The 20,905-nt window shown below is 44.2% G+C and carries 13 protein-coding genes and 1 tRNA gene; 7 read left to right on the top strand and 7 right to left on the bottom strand.

Annotation, left to right across the window (positions count from 1 at the left end):
- Positions 1-213: 213 nt before the first annotated feature.
- Entirely contained in the window at positions 214-5,163 is a 4,950-nt protein-coding gene (locus SPEA_RS23480; RefSeq protein WP_012156392.1) for a S8 family peptidase, read from the bottom strand.
- Between the two features lie 446 nt (positions 5,164-5,609).
- Here SPEA_RS23480 and SPEA_RS16790 point away from each other — a divergent pair, with 446 nt between their 5' ends.
- Positions 5,610-6,512, top strand: coding sequence for a LysR family transcriptional regulator (locus SPEA_RS16790; protein WP_012156391.1), 903 nt, complete (start codon positions 5,610-5,612; stop codon positions 6,510-6,512).
- Positions 6,513-6,599: 87 nt separating this feature from the next.
- On the opposite strand, the gene SPEA_RS16785 is transcribed toward SPEA_RS16790, so the two are convergent.
- The 4 genes from SPEA_RS16785 to lhpI all read right to left on the bottom strand — a co-directional run bounded on the left by SPEA_RS16785 (position 6,600) and on the right by lhpI (position 9,800).
- Positions 6,600-7,541 carry a DUF4097 family beta strand repeat-containing protein gene (locus SPEA_RS16785; protein WP_012156390.1) on the bottom strand — a complete coding sequence of 314 codons (942 nt, stop codon included), beginning with the start codon at positions 7,539-7,541 and terminating at the stop codon, positions 6,600-6,602.
- On the bottom strand, positions 7,538-8,080 hold the full coding sequence (locus SPEA_RS16780) for a hypothetical protein (RefSeq protein WP_012156389.1): 543 nt from the start codon (positions 8,078-8,080) through the stop codon (positions 7,538-7,540). The genes SPEA_RS16785 and SPEA_RS16780 overlap by 4 nt, the downstream gene beginning before the upstream one ends.
- Positions 8,073-8,618 carry an RNA polymerase sigma factor gene (locus tag SPEA_RS16775; protein WP_012156388.1) on the bottom strand — a complete coding sequence of 182 codons (546 nt, stop codon included), beginning with the start codon at positions 8,616-8,618 and terminating at the stop codon, positions 8,073-8,075. Before SPEA_RS16775 ends, SPEA_RS16780 begins: the two co-directional genes overlap by 8 nt.
- Positions 8,619-8,852: 234 nt before the next feature.
- On the bottom strand, positions 8,853-9,800 hold the full coding sequence (gene lhpI / locus SPEA_RS16770) for a bifunctional Delta(1)-pyrroline-2-carboxylate/Delta(1)-piperideine-2-carboxylate reductase (RefSeq protein WP_012156387.1): 948 nt from the start codon (positions 9,798-9,800) through the stop codon (positions 8,853-8,855).
- Positions 9,801-10,040: 240 nt separating this feature from the next.
- Here lhpI and SPEA_RS16765 point away from each other — a divergent pair, with 240 nt between their 5' ends.
- Positions 10,041-11,903 (top strand): methyl-accepting chemotaxis protein, encoded by a 1,863-nt coding sequence (locus SPEA_RS16765; protein WP_012156386.1) that lies wholly within the window; start codon positions 10,041-10,043, stop codon positions 11,901-11,903.
- Positions 11,904-12,090: 187 nt separating this feature from the next.
- On the opposite strand, the gene SPEA_RS16760 is transcribed toward SPEA_RS16765, so the two are convergent.
- Positions 12,091-12,166, bottom strand: a tRNA-Phe gene (locus tag SPEA_RS16760).
- 238 nt (positions 12,167-12,404) lie between these two features.
- Between SPEA_RS16760 and SPEA_RS16755 the strand changes: the two genes are divergently transcribed.
- Positions 12,405-14,588, top strand: coding sequence for an efflux RND transporter permease subunit (locus tag SPEA_RS16755; protein WP_223296517.1), 2,184 nt, complete (start codon positions 12,405-12,407; stop codon positions 14,586-14,588).
- Positions 14,589-14,704: 116 nt separating this feature from the next.
- On the opposite strand, the gene SPEA_RS16750 is transcribed toward SPEA_RS16755, so the two are convergent.
- Positions 14,705-15,466, bottom strand: coding sequence for an outer membrane protein assembly factor BamD (locus SPEA_RS16750; RefSeq protein WP_041411049.1), 762 nt, complete (start codon positions 15,464-15,466; stop codon positions 14,705-14,707).
- 122 nt (positions 15,467-15,588) lie between these two features.
- On the opposite strand from SPEA_RS16750, the gene rluD reads away from it, so the two are divergent.
- From rluD to SPEA_RS16730, 4 genes are all read left to right on the top strand, one after another.
- Positions 15,589-16,560, top strand: coding sequence for a 23S rRNA pseudouridine(1911/1915/1917) synthase RluD (rluD, locus tag SPEA_RS16745; RefSeq protein WP_012156383.1), 972 nt, complete (start codon positions 15,589-15,591; stop codon positions 16,558-16,560).
- The gene (pgeF, locus tag SPEA_RS16740) at positions 16,560-17,306 is read left to right on the top strand and encodes a peptidoglycan editing factor PgeF (RefSeq protein WP_012156382.1); all 747 of its coding nucleotides are present in this window, start codon (positions 16,560-16,562) and stop codon (positions 17,304-17,306) included. The genes rluD and pgeF overlap by 1 nt, the downstream gene beginning before the upstream one ends.
- A gap of 225 nt (positions 17,307-17,531) precedes the next feature.
- Positions 17,532-20,105 carry an ATP-dependent chaperone ClpB gene (gene clpB / locus SPEA_RS16735; protein WP_012156381.1) on the top strand — a complete coding sequence of 858 codons (2,574 nt, stop codon included), beginning with the start codon at positions 17,532-17,534 and terminating at the stop codon, positions 20,103-20,105.
- 393 nt (positions 20,106-20,498) lie between these two features.
- Positions 20,499-20,825: a hypothetical protein gene (locus SPEA_RS16730; RefSeq protein WP_012156380.1), complete on the top strand. Its 327-nt coding sequence runs from the start codon at positions 20,499-20,501 to the stop codon at positions 20,823-20,825.
- The last annotated feature ends 80 nt before the right edge of the window (positions 20,826-20,905 follow it).

The following is a 20,905-nucleotide window of genomic DNA, read 5'->3' as shown; positions in this document are numbered from 1 at the left end:
ACTGTTAACCGGTGCAGAGATAAAGTCAGTTAAGTAATACCGATATTAGCTTGATAACGGCACAGAACTTGGTGAGTGGGCGGTTGTTAAATGCTAACGGATAAATATAAAAAAGGGCTCTTAATTTAAGAGCCCTTTTTGCATCTTGTTGGAGCGCATTTATCGGTTAGCCAGTGAAGCTTGCAAGGTTAACCTGTAGCTGCATCACTATGTTTAGCCTAGTTTTCTACGACCCGCAGCAAACAAACCTAGAAGTGCTAGACCTAAGAAACCCAAGCTACCACCACTCGAATCAGACTCTGGTTGCTCATCAGGTGTTTCTTCTGCTGGTGGAGTGGGTTCGAGACCGTCAGAGTTAACCGTAAGTGTAAATGTCGTACTCGCAGCATCACTTGGATAAGCCATATCGTGGACTGTTACAGTCACCTCAGTACTACCGTGCCAGTCGGTATCGGGAGTGATAGCAAAGCTCTCACCCATCACAGTGGCAGTGATGTTGTCACCGCTTACCATTAACCCGTTAGTGGTGTCTTTCACATCGTTATACATCACCTTTATGCCTTCAAGTGTTGTGTTTTCCTCCATCACAAGGTCTGGCATTGTCGCGACGGATATATTGCTTGGAGCTGAAACAGTGTGGCTTACTGATACAACCTCAGAGTCTGCGTACTGGCTCTCTACGACCAAGGTGTTATCAGAACCAATAGCGGATGCCGATACTCTGGCTGAGAACTTGAGCGATACCGCAGTTTGCTCTGGCCCGCGATAATCTGCACAAACTACCGTTCCTTCACTGACTTTATCGTCAACATCGTTATAGGCAAAACCGTCATTTAACCAGCCATAAATGGGGCCCATGGTGGCACGCTCACCCCAATATCCATGCAGGCCGATAGAACCAAGGTGCGCATTGTTTGACTCTAAGGTTTTATATGCAAAAATGATTTCAGGGGTTTCAGGTGCAAAACTAGTATTGGTTGCAATAATAGTTTGAATATTGAACTTAGCCTCTGGGTCGGGATTTGTGTTACCACTAAAGAAAGAGCTCCACTCTTCACCGCCGTCCCACTGGAATATATAGTGTTTGTCAGTTACGGCTCCGTAAACAGCGTTTTCCCAACGAAGGGTTGACCAATTAAAGAACATATCTGGCATTAAAACATCACCGCGCCATAAAGGAGCGATCATGGTGTCAGGGAAACTTTGAAAGTGGTCATCGAAGGGGACGTTTAGATTCCAAAAGTCAGGTAGTCCATCAAACTGCACGTAACCAAAAGGTGAGATAGCGAGGACATCTTGGCCAAACACTTCAGGGTTACCATAAAGTGGAACATGAGGTAAACCGCTCTCACTGAGTGGGATTAACACAGTTTGATTCGAGTACCCAGAAATACCCATAGGATTGAATCCTTGCATAGGTAGATCATAGAAAGTTTCATCATCGCCATAAGGGACTTTACAGGTGGCATCATCAAGGTTAGTTGTAAACACATAGTGACGCTGCATATCGCTCGAGGACGCTTGAGCGGCGTTGATACTAATTGTGTTTCCTTCAACCGTTAAGCCTTCTTCATAGCTGCCCACACCACCGACAATCACGGAGTCTGCAATCATTTGCATGCCTTGTGAAAGGTTAGCATTAAGGCTGAACTCTCGCTCACCACCTAGCAGATTAGGAGCCAGTTCAACAACAAAATCGATGATGTCCCCCTCTTTAGCTGCAGTTTGTGAAGCACTGATCTCTGTATCTGCGCCAAAATGTTGAAGCTTCACGGCGAAGTCGCCTAAGTTTGTGGCGTTATGCTCGTCACTACCAATTGCTACCATACCGTAATAGGTATCGCCTTCAACAGCGTCTGGGAGGTTATAGTTGAGTTTGACTTGGTAGGGAGTTAAGCCGTCGTTAGTGCTTGGCCCCTCAACGGTAAGGCTTCCATCATCCTCGGAGCCGATAACAGCTAAGCTAAGCTCAAACTTATCGGCAAGATTTTTTTCATCTTCGTATAACCACTTCCAGTTGGCAGCAATAGCCCAATAACGCCCAGGAGTAGGGTCGTTTATTGCGCAAAAGTCGCCTTTATCTGTGGCCGAATAACAGATCGCCTCATCTAACCATTGGATATCTTCATCGCTATTTACATCCATACCTAAGTCAATTGAGGTATAGGCTTGTTTAGGCGCTGACAGCACCTCCCAAACGACGCGCTTTGTACCTTCTGGCACGTCGAAGAATATGACTTTAGCACCACCATCTTCGATCTCTTGGCGTGTAAAACCGTCTGAATACATCCTTACTTCGGAACGTTGAAGTTCAGCATCATGACGCTCACCTTTACTTAGACCAAAGACTTGGGAGTTAAAGGACTGAATTTCCGCAGTATTGATCATAGGGGTTAAAGTGTGGCCCTGTTCTCTGTGGATAATGCCTGAAACCTCTGAGGGAAGGCTATCACCGCTATAACGTACCCCAACTGGAAGCTGCTGCTTAGGCATAGCGCTATTACTCGGTGTCAGCGAAACGGCTCCTGAAAGTTGTATCTCTGAGGAGTTTGCACCGATAGCTTCAATATCTAATACTTTTGCTTTCAAGCTGATTGCCTGAGACTCGCCTGCTTGCAGGGTAAAGTGCTTTGGTGAAACTTCTAGATCCAACATTGATGCACCATCGATTTCAAACTCATTGACATCAACATTCCATGAGCCATCTTGGGTAGCGGTAACCGTTCGCATCCAGCTACAGGTTCCAGCACAGTTATCTTGGTAGAAGTAAGGTAAGTTGAGGGTATGGATATTACCGCCATTGTTCGGGTTTGCTGCCCGGTAATTTTCGGCTGTCTCATCGAGCAACAGTCCAACTTGATTGGCTCGGGAAACATTGATCACCCCACTACCAGCATCGCTATGGCCTGCAACCACTGAGTCGAACGGGTAGCGATCACGCGAACGGGTCACTCCTTCTAGTGAGGCTGTTGTCATCAAGGCTGATTGGATCTGAGCGGGTGTCCAGTCAGGGTGTGCTTGGCTCAGTAGTGCCATCGCACCAGCGACATGTGGTGCAGCCATAGAGGTACCGCTTATAGCTGCGTAATCAGCTGGCATACCATACATGCTAAAGGGCATCTCGTCGGCCCACGCAGCATAAACATCGACTCCGGGCGCTGCAACGTTGGGTGACATGACATCGGGAGCTTCTAAGTTGGGGCCACGAGATGAAAAGTCGGCCACATAGTCTGCAATACCTTTGTTGGTGATGACTTCTGATGCGGTGATAGTTAAGGAGTGATCGGTACCTGAGGCTAACCAAGCTTGGAGCCCAAAATAACCATTTAAGTTATTTCCATAATAGCTACCATTGTCGATATTGATGCCAGGGATAGGATAAGGATCATTGTGAATTGGATCTGAATAACTTGAATTCCAGAGAATGAAGCCTCCGGCTCCACCAGCTTGGACATTGCTGGCTTTGGTGACTCGGGCGATATCTCCACGCTTACAGACAATAATTGGGGCTGTCGCAAATGGCGCGCCTTGAGGATCGATATCAAAAAAGCCTTCAGGGAAGGGCTCATTACATTTCTCATATTCGTTGCCGTAGGCTTTAGCTTCTAACACTGGCCCTGTATATTCGCCTGAGATCCCGGCGCCAGAGAGCTCTGACAGAGGCTTATCACCGCCTGTTGCCGCGGTAATCATCTTACCTTCAACGCTAATTTCACGTCCATGAGTACTGGCAGCAACAGAGGTTAACCAAGGAGAAAAGTGATCAATTGCCCCCCTTGCTTGATTAGCGTACTGTGGAGAGTAAGAGTTACCTGCAGATGCTGCAACTGAGATCCCCACTTCTCGAGCCGCTAGAAAGCCCATCTCGATAGGACTATCCCAAGGGAATGTTCCGAAGGTGGTGCCTATCGAGTAGTTGATGACATCAACACCATCGGCAACAGCGTCTTCGATCCCCGCCAGCAAGGCCGAACCTGGGCAGCCTGTATTATTATCGCCGTAACTGCCATCACCAGAAAAGCAAACTTGGTACATGATAATGTTAGCGCGAGGTGCCACACCCGATACTCTAGGGAAGGTTAACCCTGTTGCTATTCCATCCCCCGTTTCACCAAGTGTCGCGACAACATGGTTGACATCAAACAGTTCATTACCCGCGGCTGTTGATGCTGTATGAGAACCATGACCGTTATAATCTTCACCATTTTGTGGACGCTTAGGAGCGGTGATATTCCAGAAGGGTTCATCTGGTTGGAATGCTGGATCCATGTAGCTGTCGGTAATACTTTCATAGGAACGAATACCGATGAGTTTATCGTTACACATACTGGCAAACTCAGGCTTTTCGCAATCGCCCAAGTAACTGTTATACCGAGCTGGCATTTTGTGAACATAACCATCGCCAGCGACAGCTGCAAAAGAGGGATGGTCACTATTAATACCCGTATCGAGGACGCCGACGACAATACCTTCACCCTTGTATTGGTCATCGGCTGCGAAACCTGTCCACAGGCCATCTGCAGCGATATGTTTCGGTCCTGTATCGCTATGAAGTTCATAGTGCTTTTCTAGGCTGACATTACGTACACCAGGCTCTTGAGCTAATTTTGCCGCTTGAGCTTGTGTCATTTTTACTGCCATACCGTTAAAAGCTAAGGTATAGCGGTTTTTGAGTTCAGCCTGCCCAGAGATTAGAGCTAAAACAGAATCTTGTTTTTCACTAAGGTAGCGACTGTAGTTCTGGACTGCACTGCTTTGTATATCCAGTTTATTGTGTGATCTCGCGTTGAGCATGACTGGCACACTGCTTGACGTGGGAGAGGTTGCTTGGTAATGCGCAGTTCCTCCACGATATAGAGAGGCGGGTTTATCGCTCAGCTCCACTATGTAGGTTTGCTCACCTGAGAGGCTATCTTGGTATTGAAACGGAACCTTACTATTTACTGATGTGGCTATGGCGCGATGAATATTTTTTCCCTTGCTTCTTATTGCATTGGTACTTCCATTGCGCTGCTTACCGTTTTTAATATCTTCGTTATATTTAAGTATAGCGTCAGTGATCTCGATACTTTTGATGTTATTAGAGCTTGATGCAGCTACCGCTCCAGTACTTGCTGCATAAATTGCAGCTAGAGTCATCAAAGTGATTTTTTTTATTTTCATTATCCTGCCTGTTTGTTGTGGTGTTGCAGGATTGTTATTCTTTTGTTGTGCTCGTGACCAATAGACAAAGTGAATATAGCCATAGCCCGTAGGCATTTTAAATTTTTTTCACTTTAAAATCGTATCATTTTTAATCTATTGAATAGTGCTTAAAGTTGAAAGGTATATTTGAAATCTTTGTTACGCCTTGAAACTACTATAAATAGTTGAGATTAAGTAAAAGATGGAGATTGGTTACACTTGATACAAACTGTTACACCCTTGTTTTCCTATACTTGAATCTATTTTTTAACTGACATAGTTTGTAATGGCTGAAATGGAGGTCGTATAGGGTACTCGAAGATTTGCATTTGACTAGTACTACCAGTTTATTGACTGCGATATTTTCTTCGGCTTGAGTAAAGTTTGGATTATTTATTGATTTATTGATTTATTGGATTAGGAGTATGGACTTACGGCATCTAAAACATTTTTCAGCATTAGCTGAATGTAGAAGTTTTAGTAAAGCGGCTGAAAAGCTAGAGATAACACAACCTTCTTTAACTCGTAGTATTCAGAAGATGGAACAAGATCTTGGAGTACAACTATTTACTCGAGACTCTAGACAGGTGAAATTAACCTATCACGGTGGGATAGTATTAAAGCATAGCGATAACATTCTAAATCGAGTGCATTTACTCGAGTCGGATATAAGAGTAAATAGCGGAAAGCTAGCAGGGAAGCTGGTTATTGGTGGGGGGACTTTAACGTCGAGTCGTATATTGGGTGAACTATTAAATGAGTTCGTTAAATATTCTCCATCGATTAGTGTAGAGCTGCGCGCTAGAGATGTTAGTGAGTTGCATCAACTTCTTGCAAAGGGAGAGATCGATCTTTTTGTTGCGGAGACTAAAGTAACGCAGTTCGACCAAAGAGATGATCTTGAAATTATAAACTACTGTAACTCAGTAGGCGTATTTTGCTGTCGGCCAGGGCATCCGTTAGTGAGAGAGAAGAATCTATATACACCTAGACTAAAAGATTTCCCTTTATCCCTGCCAAGAGCAACAACGAAAGAGGTTGAGGACTTATTCGGTGATCTTTTTGATATAGAGCGACCAGCTTTTTCAGGTTTGTTGAGATTCGAGTTGTTTAATTCAATTAGTTTACCTCTTTATAACACTAATATGATCTGTCTATTACCAAAACTTGTTATTGATGAAGAATTAAAAGCGGGAAGTTTGGTATTGCTTGATGTTAAAGATATGCCACATATAAACGTAGACTTTGGTGCAGTATATTTAAAGTCGAAAAATTTAAATCCGGCTGCTAAAGAGTTTATTTCGTTTGTTAAATCTTACGTGAACTAATAATATTATTTATATATTATACATTATATGATGCAGCTGATTCTTTACTAGCTGCATCTGTTTAATCCCTGAAAAGTTATAATTTAATTACTTCAGTAACTCAATTTTACCGCTAATAGTAGAAGCATTGAGTTCTGCGAGGCCATCACCGGTTTGGAACTTTAAGTAGCTTTGGGGCGAGTATTTCTCTTTTGTCACCTTGTCGTCGGTTAACTTATTATTGATCTTGCCACTGGGGCCGCCGTTAATATTGAAGCTCACATCGGTATCGCCAAGAAATCGCATCTCGATATCACCACTGACACTGCCCAATTTGGCGCGGTTTTGTAAGCTGTTGAGTGACAGTTCCACATCACCACTCACGGTTTTGACAGACAGAGTATCAATACTGCCAAGTGCAATGGTTGAATCGCCTGAAACTGATTCTATGGAAACTTTACTGGCCTGAGTATCGGTCGTTAATTCACCGCTCACCATTTGATAGCTTAATGTGCCCGTGCTTTGGGTATCTTTTATATCACCAGAAACCGTTTGCAGCTGACTCTTACCTGTTAAACCTCGAGTCAAAATATCACCTGATACGGTTTGCAACATGGTCTTGTCACTAAGAGTTGTGGCTTTGATATTGCCGCTGACGGAGCTTACCTCTAGTGCTCCTTGGAGGTTATCTAGACTGTAGTTTGCCGATACGCCCTCTGCTTCAAGCTTAAGCTTGCGAGGAAGAGTGATGACTAACTCTGAGCCCTCAGTGTTATTACCACTGTATTGACGGGGCAGGGTGTCCTCAATGGTGACATTGTTACCTTTGACTGAAAAGGTGAAACCTTCGCTGAGGTCGTCAAGGGTTCCCTTTACCGCTATCTCATTCTTATCCCAAGACTTAAAGGTAACACTCCCGCGTTGCACTTTGACTTTAACTAACGGATTGCCTTGAACGGTCTGCTGTTGTTCGATAGCTTCGCCTGCAATAACTATATTGGTTAAAAAAAGCGTACTTGCCATGAGTGTACTAATGAATGAGAGTTTCATATTAAAGCTCCTTGAGGTAATGGGTTAACTGGCAGTGTCTGGCCTTGTTGTAATAACTCTATTTCTCTTTGTTGAGTCCAAAGCCAGAGTTGCCAAAGTTCCTTGTCGTTCGGGGTTTGTTGCAGGGCTTGATAGATCTGCTCTGCGGCTTTTCTTAGTTGTTCGATACCTTTTTCAAGTGGTAAGCCTAACTCGGTGGTTTGCCAATCGGTGAGATGTTGCTGGCTTAGCTGATTAACCTGTAATTGATGCTGCTGCTTTATCTCAGCTAGTGTGGCTAATAGCGACGATGGTGCTGCTAATGTTGAAAACTCACCTTTGTGCTGCCAGATATTCAGACCGACTAAGCCCACAAGTAAAATCATGCTGGCAATGGCGAGTCGTATCCATTGGCTATTTTTTTGATGTCCAGGTTTAGCCTGCTCGAACTCAGGCTTATCGAGCTGTCGCTCAATGTCGTGCCACAGATCTTTTTGTGGCACGATTGCTTTAGGTGCCTGATTAATTAATTGGGTCAGTTTTGCGTTAGCATCATTCATTACGGCCTCCTATATCGACTTGGCCTTGATCTATAAGTGCTTCGAGTAACTTTTGTGCCCTGTGGTATTGCGCCTTACTCGTGCCTGCTGCAATGCCCATAAGTTGCCCCACCTCTTGGTGTTTGTAGCCTTCGAGCGCATGCAGTACGAAAACGATCCGGGCTCGCTCAGGCAGCTTGAGTAAAATCTTATCTAAGTCTTCATACTCATCGCTGATACTTTCAACATCGGTATCACTACTCACAAATCGTGACCAAAAGGAGCGGTGCTTCTTCAGGCTAGATAGGGCTTGGTTGACACTCAGACTGTGCAGCCAAGTGGTGAATTGACTCTCACCACGAAACTGGGGCAGCTTCTGCCAAAGCCTGACGAAGCAGTCCTGTGTCGCTTCCTCGGCCAGTGATACCTGGCCGGTGATCCTCAAACACAGTGCGTATACGCGCTGATGATGCAGTTGATACAGTTGCTTGAAAGCGAGCTTGTCACCTAGCTTGGCTTTATCTATTAGTTCAGGTTCTAGAAGCGGCCTTGGCTCCATTACCCTTATTTGTGCCGTCACTCAATATTCCTTGTGCGCTTTCGATACCAATAAGACATAGCCAACAGATAAAAAGGTTTAAATGCAATAGAAATTATTTTTGTCAATGAGGAAGGGGATTTTGACTTTGGGGGCAATAAGTAAATGATTGAGTTAGATGATTAGGAAAGAGAAGCCTAATGCGCTTCTCTTTTTAGGCAGCAAAGAACTGCTCGCCACAAGTTAGCTTGACGTCTAGCTTAGCTTTGAAAACACCAGTTGCGCACCGACAAGATCGGCAAGTGCCGTACCGACCGTCTTGAAGATGGTGATTTCATCATTGCTAGTACGACCTTTAATTTGTGCCGTACAAAGCTGGCTCAACTCCCCCTTAACTTGATCGAGAGAGAAGTCCCCCTCTTCAATAGGCAGGAGCAGTTCGCCCGCTTCCGCAAACACGTTGATTTTTGAATCGACAAATACCGAAGACTTGCGGATCAACTTGGTGTCGAACTCACGTCTGTCATGGTTATGGTTACCCACAAAGTCGGTATGGGTGCCCGGTTGTACCCAATCACCATCAAACAGCGGAGTCGGGCTTCCTGTTGCGCAGCTAATGATATCGGCTTCACGCACGCTTTGTTCAAGATCTGTGCATAGCAATACTTCAATATCTGGGCGCTTATTACGGATAAGCTCAATAGTGGCACGAGCCTTTTCTTCGCTGCGTCCCCAAATTGTGATTTGGGTAATAGGGCGCACGCTGGCGTGAGCGAGCGCCATAAAGGAAGCTAAGTTACCCGTGCCGCAAACCAGCAATTTACTTGAGTCTTCACGGGATAGATAACGACTGCCTAGTGCAGAGATAGCGGCTGTACGCCAGAAGGTGACACTGGTGCCATCGACCAGGGCTTGTGGCTCACCGGTTTCACGGCTAAAGACTAATATTTTTGAATATAAGCTAGCAAGTGCAGGATCTTTTTTCGGGTTGCCGGGGAAGTAAGTAAAGGCTTTAACGGCTATCGCTTTTTCATTCCATGAAGGTAAAACGGCAAAAGCATCATTATGCTCACCAGACTCATCTAGGCCGAACACTTGGCGTTGGGGCATGCCTGCTGGGCGAGAAAATGTCTCATCGAGGGCATTGATTAGATCGGGGAAATTAAGTGACTGATGAACTGATTCTGCATTAATGACTAACATGAAAACCTCCATTTAAGTATATTTTATACTATTTGCAGGCGCTACTTGAGTCAATGAACTTTTAGCTGGTGAATTTTATTTCAACTTAATAATTAGAATGTTAGTTATTATTTGCTGTTTTTGTTCTGTTTTGTAGCTAAATGTACTAGGTAATCGGCCGATAGGGATAAATGACAGTCCGAGGAGGGTGCGAAAATGTGTTTTCCAAGGGAAATAAACCGATAAAAAAAGAGATGTAAAATGCTAATTCGTTACAAATTACTGTTAAGTGCAGGAGTGTCCATCACGGCGCTAGCCGCCATGTTTGGCCTTCAAGTTTATTTTACTCAAGTGCAAACGGAATTAGCACAAGCCTCGCAAGATATTTCGGAGCTCAAGAATGAAGTTTTAAGGTTACGTAAAGATGAAAAGGATTTTCTAGCAAGGAAGGAGCTTAAGTATGTTGAGCAGCACGGGTCTGATAACCGAGAAGCTCAAGATAAGGTCGTTAAGCTGACCGCTGTGTTTGAAAAATATGAGATCCCAACAGCGAGTTTAAGTCTGTTTAGTCAAGAGCTCGGCCGTTATGAATCAGCCTTTAGCAACGTAGTTAGCCTAAATAAGCAGATAGGTCTCACCCCTAAAGCGGGTTTATATGGCACCTTGCGAAGCGCAGTACATCAAGTAGAAAGTTTAGTTGAGCAATATGATGAACCACAATTGATGGTGCAGATGCTGCAACTTAGGCGCGCCGAGAAAGACTTTATGCTCAGACGTAGTGAAAGCTATGTGACAAAGTTTGATAAGAATCTCCAAACCTTTATTAATACAGCGAACGCGTCCCAATTGGCAATACAAGCTAAGCAGCAGGTGTTGAGTAATATCCAGCAATATAATGCTGATTTCAAAGCCTTGGTGCAAAAAGAGAAACTGCTCGGTCTGACTATTTCTGAAGGCGAGCGAGGGAAATTACGCCAAGCGGTTGCCAATACAGACAGTGCGCTTAAGCAGCTCGAATCTTTAGCCTTGAATGCCATCAGCGATAAAGAAAGTTCGGCGTTTATCTTTGGCCTTGCGATTGCTGTCCTCATTGCCCTTGCGTTAGCAGTGACAACCTTGATGATTATCCGCAGTATTATCGATCCAGTTAAACGCATTACTGCTGTGATTACTCACATTGAGGCCAATAAAGATCTGTCGATGCGTTGTGATGCCAGCAGCGACGACGAGCTTGGCCAAATAGCCAGACACTTTAACAGCATGGTAGAAAGCTTTCAGCAGCTTATTCATCAAGTGACGCAATCGGTTGAGACCATGAACCAGTCTTGCCAAGATCTCTCAAGTAATGTGGCACGCGCTTCACAAGGCGCTGAGAGTCAGCTTAATGAAACCGATATGGTGGCTACAGCGATTACTGAGATGGGGGCGACCATTGATGAAATTGCTAAGAACACAGAACTTGCCGCCAACAAGGCTAGCATGACTCACGACAACGCTCAGACGGGACAGGTTGGTGTGCAGCAGACGATTGAAAAAATCGAGCTATTGGCACAACAGATCAATGAGTCTGCTGCAGTGGTGGGCGACCTTGAAAAAGACAGCGAAACTATTGGCAGTGTGCTCGATGTTATTCGCGGTATTGCCGAGCAAACCAATTTACTGGCATTAAATGCGGCTATCGAAGCGGCAAGAGCGGGAGAGCAGGGACGGGGCTTTGCGGTTGTCGCCGATGAGGTTCGAAGTCTTGCGATGCGAACTCAAGAGTCGACTGAGGAGATAGCTGCAATCATTCAGACCTTACAGTCTCGAACCCACTCTATCGTAGCCCTGATGCAATCGAGTCGTGAGCAGGGCAACGAGAGTGCTGAACAAGCCGCTTCTGCTGGGACTCTACTCGAGCAGATTAATGTTGACGTGACCAACATTATGGATATGAGCACTCAGATTGCGGCTGCGATTGAAGAGCAAAGTATGGTTGCGGCCGAGGTTAATCAAAATGTGGTGGTGATCCGCGATATCGCTCAGGAGACGGCCGATGTTGCTACGCAAAACTCCAGTGCCACAGAGGAAGTTCGTGAGCGTGCTGAGTTCCTGCAAGATGCGGTAAGTAAATTTAAGGTTTAGACATTCTTTTTTTGAATAGAAGCCTCGACTTAGCTCGGGGCTTTTTTATATGGATTGAATATACTTATACTGCCTGTATTAAATTTCAGATATAAAAAAACCTCGCGATGCGAGGTTTAGTTTAGCGATTTAAGGTCTTAATTTGCCTTGTCGCTGGTTTAGCTGTTGCAACACCTAAACTAAATATTGGTGCCCGAACCCGGAATCGAACCAGGGACACGAGGATTTTCAATCCTCTGCTCTACCGACTGAGCTATTCGGGCAACGGACGCTATTAAAAGGTTTTTATGGTTTTGAGTCAACCCATTTCTGCAAATAAGTGAGTTTATTTGCTCGTTCGTTGAATAATTAGACGCTTAGCTTTAGAAGTGAGCAATAATCGTAAATGAATGCTTTATTGAATATTTGTCCGCCGTCGACGCAGTGATGTGGAAGGCGACTTTGCTAGGCTTTATAGACTACTCATTGCTAACAGCTAATTGAAATACCGGGAGAGATTGATTGGGTTACCAAGTGCGCACCATCTGGCATATTCAGCGATATCCAATAATCATGTTTATGGTTATCGCTGCCGCGTTACTTATTTCGCTGATGGGGTTTCATCGGCTCAATCTTGATGTGGATTTTAGCGATTACTTTGCCCCTTCTGATCCACGATTTGTGGCGTTTAACAGCATGATGGAAAAGTTTGAACGTCATGATCAGCTTTGGTTGCTGCTAGAGACTCAACAAGATTGGCGCGACAAGGAGCCACAAGCCCAGTTAATTAACTTCATAGATAAGCTTAAAGCCAGTCAAGATATTGTGAGTATTCAGGGCTATAACCAGTTTGTACAAGGCACAGCTAAAGAAGATAAGATCTTAAATTATAAAGCTCATCCTCGGCTGGCTTCGGTGCTGTCGGCAAATGGCCAAGGGCTCTTGCTGCAGTTGCGCTTGAGTAATCATAGAGTCCAAGACTTTAAAACTCAGAGTCTGTGGTTAGATGATGTATTGCAAAGAATGGATAGTGATAGTAGCGAATATTGGCAGCCTTTAGGGGTCAATACATACTTTAATGGTACCCACGCGCTGAATTGGCAATATGCTAGAGTACTCAGCCATGACTTGAGTTGGTTTGCCCCAGCCTTATTAGGCATCATCTTGTTGATGGCGGTGCTGTTTATAAGGCAAAAGCTATGGGTTTTAGCGCTCTGTATCAACTGCGGCATTACTTTAGTATTAAGTATGGGGCTTGCCGCTTGGTTAAAGCTGACTCTGACGGCGATTACAGCTTTTGTGCCAGTGATTATCGTCACCCTTGGCTTAGCTTATGCGTCTCACCTTTATTTTGGCTGGCGTGGTGAGATTAATCGTGGTCAAACGAATGAGCAAGCCTTGCGCCACGCGGTTAAGATCAATCAGGCGCCGCTATTTTACTCTAGCATCACCACGATATTTGGCTTTAGTCTGTTAATGTTTAGCCCATCCCCTCCTATTCAAAGCTTTGGTTTGCTGGTGGCGTTTGCAGTGCTGTGCAATTATCTATTGACTCTAACAATTCTGCTTTTTTTCGCTCGTCACTCGAAGCCATCAATGACTAAAGGGCTAGACTTTTCCGGGGTGGTAGCCATTGCTAAATGGAATGCTGGACAACCTATGGCTGTGATGACGGGCATAGTGTTGATAAGCGCCTTTGCACTGGTTAGTGTGTCTAAGCTGACGTTAAATGATGACCCATTAAGTTACTTTGAATCATCAAACCCTTTTAGTCTTTCAAGCGAAAAAATGACCCAATATTTCTCGGGAATTAATTTACAGCATTATGTGGTGTCGAGTGCTGCCAATGAGCAGCTTGCTAAGGCCGAGATTAGTTTTATCTATAAATTTAGTCGTTTCTTAAAGCGCCAGCCACAGGTGGTCAAGGTACAGCATATCGGTGATTGGATTAAGAGTGCTGGAGTGGGCCAGAATCAGTTTAAACAGATCTTGGCCAACAACTCTGTTACTGATCTTGGGCTTGCCGGAGAGCTGTCGGCAGATAAACAATCGAGTTTAGTGACGCTATATTTGCAGCCGATGACTGCGATGGAGTTAATCGCCTTCGAGCACAAGGTAGGTGATTGGCTCGCTGAGCATTCTACCAAGGTTATGGTGAGTGCCCCCATAGCCAGTAACTTAATGTTTGCTCATCTCAGCGTTGAAAATGCTAATAATATGCTGCTGTCATTCGCCGTGGCGCTGATTGTTTTGGCGATTTTACTGTGTGTATTGAAGCGTTCAATCATCTTTGGGGTTATGGGGTTATTATTGAATTTTTTACCTCTGCTATGGGTTTTTGCTCTTTGGCAACTAAATGGCGGCTTTATTAGTTTAGGAACTGCTGTAGTACTAGGTATGATGCTAGGGATTATCGTCGATGATACTCTGCATTTGATGTTAAAGCTGCCCGATAGCAAGGTGTTAAGCGAGCGTGCGATATGGCTGAGTCTGTACAAGGTGTTGCCGGTTATTAGCTTTACCACCCTGACTATCGCGCTGGGGTTTTCAATTGGTTTGCTATCGGCGTTTGCTCCTATCGTTCATTTGAGCTTACTGTCTTGTTTAGTGGTGATTTTTGCTTGGGGCTTCGATGTGTTGATGTTGCCAGTGCTCTATCGACGTTGGATTTCTTCAAGGCTTTATAAGGAGGGTAACTCTAGCTGATGGGTATAAATAGCTTACGACTGCGCGCGGTAACAAGATCCGTCGAAAATTGAATAAAAAAATAAAGGCCTCAAAAAGAGGCCTTTATTTATTGTAAAACATGCTTAATGTTTAGGTTATTTAGTCACTAATTTATTATTAGGATAGTTAGCCTTCATTACCATGAGTACATGATCTTTAAGCTTTTCTTGGCCTAGTTCACCATAGGCCGTAGACATGATCTCTAATGCTTTTTCAGTTGATGGTGTACCTGGATAGGTCTCTAAAACTGACTGCGCGCGGATCGCGGCAGCACTCCATGCATTCATTTTTATGTAGTATTCGGCTACCTTGATCGAGTAAAGTGCCAGTCTATTTTTTAGGTGCTGCATGCGTTTTTGTGCATCTGCTGCATACTTACTGTTTGGATATGACTTAATTAGTCTATCGAAATCGTTGAATGCATCTTGCGCAGCCTTTGGATCGCGGTCAGAACGATCGATATTTAGCATATCGTGAAACAGGTATCGGTCAGACTGCATATTGACTAAGCCGCGCATGTAATAAACATAATCAATATCTTTATGAGTTGGGTTTAAGCGAATAAAACGATCGATATTCGCAATACCTGACGCAGGATCGTCAAGTTTGTAATAGGCATAAATAAGATCAAGTTGAACTTGAGTCTTATGTGGACCAAATGGGAAGCGTGAATCCAAGGCTTCTAGAGAGCGGACAGCTTTGCTGTAATTACCTAGTTCCATAGAGGTTCTTGCTTGAGAATAGAGCACTTCTGGAGAGCTCTTTGTCATCGCAGGGTCTTCGCCCTGTTTACTACTACAGGCCGTAGCTGCAAGTGTGATAAGGACTACAGCGACACTTTTGGCAATTTTATGCATACTTGAATTCGATTCTTTTAAAGTTATTGTTAAGAATTTTTCCATTTCACGATAAAATAGAAACAATCCGATTGTAACAGATAGTAAACATTTTTGGACCCTGAAAAGTGGGTACGGTTCATATGACACAAGAGATTAATCTAAAAAGCGAGATCACAGCAACACAAACCGGGCAAAGATTAGACCAAACTTTGGCTGATTTGTTCCCTGACTACTCTCGCACACGTATTAAAGAGTGGATTTTATCAGGTTCAGTCTTTATTGATGGTGAGACTTCTGACAAGCCTAGATTCAAAGTGCTTGAAGGTCAGGTTGTGACTATTGGCGCCACGCTTGAAGAAGAAACTAAAGCTGAAGCTGAAGCGATTGACTTAGATATCATCTATGAAGATGACCATATTTTGGTGATCAACAAGCAAGCGGGCTTAGTGGTTCACCCTGGTGCGGGTAACCAAAGTGGTACCTTGATGAATGCGTTATTGCATCATTGCCCTGGTATTGAGTTAGTTCCACGTGCAGGTATTGTTCACCGTCTGGATAAAGACACCACAGGTTTGATGGTGGTGGCTAAGACAGTTGAAGCTCAGACTCATCTAGTGACGGCGCTACAGGCTCGTGAAATTACTCGTGAATACGAAGCGATTGTCACAGGCACTATTATTGCTGGTGGTACAGTTGATGAGCCAATCGACCGTCACCCGACTAAGCGTACTCATATGGCAGTTGTCCATAATGGTAAGCCTGCGATGACTCACTACCGCGTAGCGGAGAAGTTTAGAGCACATACACGTTTGAGACTACGTCTTGAATCTGGTCGTACTCACCAAATTCGTGTACATATGGCACATATTGGCCACGTTTTGGTTGGTGATCCAGTTTACGCTGGTCGTCCACGTCCGCCAAAAGGTGCAGCCCCTGATTTCTTTGAGACCTATATGGGCTTTAGACGTCAAGCTCTGCATGCTGTAAGACTTGAGTTAGCGCATCCATTTACATGTGAAATCATGAGCTGGCAAGCACCTATCCCTGAGGATATGGTTAAGCTGACTAGAGCGCTGCGTAAAGACACTGAAGAAAACCCTACAGTGTATTAATGAGTCGTAATAATGAACATCAAGCTTGGTTTATTCCATCTGGAGTAAGCCTAGCTTTTTCGACTCGTGAAGGTGGCTGCAGCCAGTCTCCTTACGCTAGCCTTAATTTAGGGCTACATGTTGGTGATGATCCGCAAAAGGTCTTAGCTAATCGTCAACTCATCGCAGAGGAACTTAATCTTCCTGCAAAGCCTGCCTGGCTCGAGCAAATTCACAGTGTCGACATCGTCGATGCCGATCACTCACAAGTTCATCATGCCGATGGTAGCTACACTCGAAGTGAACAACAAGTGTGTGTGGTGATGACCGCAGATTGTCTGCCGGTATTATTATGTGATGAAAATGGCACCGAAGTCGCGGCTGTACATGCCGGATGGCGTGGTTTGTGTGACGGTATCATTGAAGTTGCAATTGGTAAGTTTAGTCATATGCCTGCAGAGCTTATTGCTTATCTTGGCCCTGCAATCGGTCCAACTGCATTTGAAGTAGGTGCTGAAGTTAAAGCGCAATTTGAAGCAAAACACCCGCAAACAAGTCAGTTTTTCTCTGCTCATGTCAATGCTGATGGGGAACAAAAGTTTATGGCTGATATTCACGGATTAGCCAGATTTAGATTGTCGTTATTGGGCGTAAAACGTATTTATAGCGATCCACGCTGCACAGTTTCTGACACAGAAACATTTTTTTCCTATCGCCGCGAAGGCATTACCGGCCGCATGGCATCATTTATTTGGCTTAGTCGCTAACTTAATTACTCCTTTTCGACTTGATATTGTTCAAATAGCCCCCATCTTTTAAGTAACAGATATTCTGCTTAATAGCGGAATCACCTTTTCTTATGTGAATAGAAGTGCGAATGGATTTTTATCGTTCATAAATGGCGGTATGAATGCTATCCAATTCGGTTTCTCGAAGCAGATATGCAATGCCCATTGCCTTTTAATCACTATTTTTGAGTTATCGGAGGATTTATGCGACTCGATCGTATGACCAATAAATTCCAAATTGCCATCTCGGATGCTCAGTCATTGGCACTAGGCCGAGATCATCAATTTATCGAACCATCACATTTGATGATGGCGTTACTGAATCAAGATGGTGGTTCAATTCACCCTCTACTCACGCAAGCAGGGATCCAAGTAAGTACTCTGCGCTCGTTATTGAGTAAAGATCTAGAACAAAGACCTCAAGTCGAAGGGACTGGCGGGGATGTACAGCTATCTCAGGCATTGATTCGCCTACTCAATTTATGCGATAAGCTGGCGCAAAAGCGTAAAGACAAGTTTATCTCTAGTGAGCTGTTTGTATTAGCGGCGCTAGAGGGGAATGACAGCCTAGCGCAAGCACTAAAACAATCCGGTGCGACTAAAGAGTTGATGGAGTCGACTATAGACCAAATTCGTAACGGACAAAATGTGGACGACCCTAATGCTGAAGATCAGCGTCAAGCACTTAAGAAGTTTACCGTCGATCTTACCGAGCGAGCAGAGCAGGGGAAATTAGACCCAGTTATTGGTCGTGACGATGAAATTCGCCGTACCATTCAAGTGTTGCAGCGCCGTAGCAAGAACAATCCTGTATTGATCGGAGAGCCGGGTGTCGGTAAAACGGCGATTGTTGAAGGCTTAGCGCAGCGGATCATTAACAACGAAGTCCCCGAAGGCATCAAGAATAAGCGTGTATTGTCATTGGACATGGGCGCATTAGTGGCAGGTGCTAAGTATCGCGGTGAATTTGAGGAGCGTTTAAAAGCGGTGCTCAATGAGTTGTCTCAAGAGGAGGGCCAAGTGATCCTCTTTATTGATGAACTACACACTATGGTAGGTGCGGGTAAGTCTGATGGCGCGATGGATGCGGGCAATATGTTAAAGCCTGCGCTGGCACGCGGTGATCTACACTGCGTGGGCGCAACAACATTGGATGAATATCGTCAGTACATTGAAAAAGATGCAGCGCTTGAGCGTCGTTTCCAGAAAGTGCTGGTAGATGAGCCGAGTGTTGAAGACACTATCGCTATCTTACGTGGTCTGAAAGAGCGCTATGAGCTGCATCATCACGTTGAAATTACCGATCCGGCGATTGTTGCTGCGGCAAGTATGTCACATCGCTATATCTCAGATCGTAAGTTGCCAGATAAAGCTATCGATCTGATTGACGAGGCTGCATCGAGCATCCGTATTCAGATTGACTCTAAGCCGGAATCTTTAGATAGATTGGAACGACGTGCTATTCAGCTAAAGCTTGAAGAGCAAGCGTTAAGTAAAGAAGCTGATGAAGCCAGCTTACGCCGTTTAGACACATTGCGTGCTGAGCTTAAAGATGTTGAAGCGAAAGGGGCTGAGCTAAATGAGATTTGGCATACCGAGAAAGCAGCGTTAGCTGGTACTCAGCATATAAAAGCTGATTTAGAGCAAGCACGTATGGATCTTGAAGTGGCTAGACGTGCGGGTGACTTAACTCGTATGTCAGAGCTGCAGTATGGACGTATTCCAGAGCTTGAAAAGCAGCTAGATTTAGCGGCGCAAGCTGAAATGCAAGATATGACCTTATTGCGGAATAAGGTTACCGATGTTGAGATTGCCGAAGTTTTATCAAAGGCTACAGGTATTCCGGTATCTAAGATGCTCGAAGGGGAACGTGACAAGCTGCTTAAGATGGAAGATGCGCTGCACGAACGAGTTATCGGCCAAAACGAAGCAGTAGATTCTGTGTCTAATGCAATTCGTCGTAGCCGAGCTGGTCTTGCAGATCCGAATCGTCCAATTGGCTCTTTTTTATTCTTAGGTCCAACAGGCGTTGGTAAAACTGAGCTATGTAAGTCGCTTGCTAAATTCTTGTTCGATACCGAATCTGCACTCGTTCGAGTCGACATGTCTGAGTTTATGGAAAAACATTCGGTTTCACGATTAGTTGGTGCCCCTCCAGGATATGTGGGTTATGAAGAGGGCGGCTACTTAACGGAAGCTGTGAGACGTAAACCATATTCGGTGATCCTACTTGATGAAGTTGAGAAGGCGCATCCAGATGTCTTTAATATCTTACTGCAAGTATTAGATGATGGACGCCTAACCGATGGACAAGGGCGCACGGTAGACTTTAGAAATACAGTGGTGATCATGACCTCTAATCTAGGTTCAGATCTCATCCAATTGGGCTTTGGTACTCAAAGCTATGATGAGATGAAGTCTGATGTGATGCAGGTGGTGATGCAGAACTTCAGACCTGAGTTTTTGAACCGTGTCGATGAGGCGGTAGTGTTCCATCCACTTGATGAGAAGAATATTGCCCATATTGCCAAGATCCAAATTGAAGGCCTTAAAAAACGCCTTGCAGACAAGGATTATGGACTTGAGATGAGTGATGACGCTCTAGCATTGATTGCTCGAGCGGGTTTTGATCCTGTATATGGTGCAAGACCACTTAAGAGAGCATTGCAGCAAGAGGTTGAAAATCCATTGGCACAGCAGATCCTCAGTGGTCAGCTCTTGCCTGGCAAGGATATTAAGGTTTCAGTTGAAAACGACACCTTAGTGTTTAGCCAATAATGTGAGTTAAAACAGCAAGCCGAACAGGCCGAGTGTTTAATATAAAGCTCAATAAAAGGTTTCAACATTTGTTGAAGCCTTTTTTGTATAAAAATTGCGGCAAACCCTGTTAACTTACCTTTGTTAATGTATATTGAGCTTTATGGCTGAAAATTGAGCTAAGCATATAATTGAGCTAAGCATATAATTGAGCTAAGCATATAATTGAGCTAAGCATATAATTGAGCTAAGCATATAATTGAGCTAAACATATTTGCTATCAATACTAGGCCTTTATCATTGGCATTAGCCAAATTGGTAATATTTGAGTAATGGATGATACTCAAGGTATGTATTGAAATTAAGTAGTTAAATTAAGCATTCAAAATTGATATGGACAAGGAGCAGAGCATAATGAAAAAAAAATTAGCCTTTATCGCATTAGTTTCACTGAGTGTGATTGGCTGTTCTTCAAGTTCTGATTATGAAGAAAAGCAGGTGTCAGCGCCTTATATTGGTGAAGGCAATAAAGAGTATGAGAGCCTCTACCACTACGGTTATTACCGCGGCTGTAAAAATGCTTATGTTACAGCGAAAAAGCAGACAGAGTTATATGACTCAATAAAGAAAGATACAGCATTGGATGGTCTACAACGCTTTGATGATGGCTGGGCGGCGGGGCAAAAAGCCTGTGAAGATGGTGTTCCACGTTCAATGTACAATCTACAAGCTACCAAGTAACTGCGTCTCTTGCTGATGAAACAGACTCCGTAGAGTCTGTTTTTTAATATTTAAAGGGATATAGCTTTAGTATCATTTTT

This window comes from Shewanella pealeana ATCC 700345 (genome assembly GCF_000018285.1).
Taxonomy (GTDB): Bacteria; Pseudomonadota; Gammaproteobacteria; order Enterobacterales; family Shewanellaceae; genus Shewanella; species Shewanella pealeana.
Note: the sequence above shows the minus strand (reverse complement) of the source record. Positions and strands in the feature narration are given on the sequence as shown.

What these genes read in the sequence shown, in the direction of transcription:
- SPEA_RS23480 (WP_012156392.1), bottom strand. Translation starts at nt 5,163, where the DNA reads ATGAAAATAAAAAAAATCACTTTGATGACTCTAGCTGCAATTTATGCA.
- SPEA_RS16790 (WP_012156391.1), top strand. Translation starts at nt 5,610, where the DNA reads ATGGACTTACGGCATCTAAAACATTTTTCAGCATTAGCTGAATGTAGA.
- SPEA_RS16785 (WP_012156390.1), bottom strand. Translation starts at nt 7,541, where the DNA reads ATGAAACTCTCATTCATTAGTACACTCATGGCAAGTACGCTTTTTTTA.
- SPEA_RS16780 (WP_012156389.1), bottom strand. Translation starts at nt 8,080, where the DNA reads ATGAATGATGCTAACGCAAAACTGACCCAATTAATTAATCAGGCACCT.
- SPEA_RS16775 (WP_012156388.1), bottom strand. Translation starts at nt 8,618, where the DNA reads ATGGAGCCAAGGCCGCTTCTAGAACCTGAACTAATAGATAAAGCCAAG.
- lhpI (WP_012156387.1), bottom strand. Translation starts at nt 9,800, where the DNA reads ATGTTAGTCATTAATGCAGAATCAGTTCATCAGTCACTTAATTTCCCC.
- SPEA_RS16765 (WP_012156386.1), top strand. Translation starts at nt 10,041, where the DNA reads ATGCTAATTCGTTACAAATTACTGTTAAGTGCAGGAGTGTCCATCACG.
- SPEA_RS16750 (WP_041411049.1), bottom strand. Translation starts at nt 15,466, where the DNA reads ATGCATAAAATTGCCAAAAGTGTCGCTGTAGTCCTTATCACACTTGCA.
- rluD (WP_012156383.1), top strand. Translation starts at nt 15,589, where the DNA reads ATGACACAAGAGATTAATCTAAAAAGCGAGATCACAGCAACACAAACC.
- pgeF (WP_012156382.1), top strand. Translation starts at nt 16,560, where the DNA reads ATGAGTCGTAATAATGAACATCAAGCTTGGTTTATTCCATCTGGAGTA.
- clpB (WP_012156381.1), top strand. Translation starts at nt 17,532, where the DNA reads ATGCGACTCGATCGTATGACCAATAAATTCCAAATTGCCATCTCGGAT.
- SPEA_RS16730 (WP_012156380.1), top strand. Translation starts at nt 20,499, where the DNA reads ATGAAAAAAAAATTAGCCTTTATCGCATTAGTTTCACTGAGTGTGATT.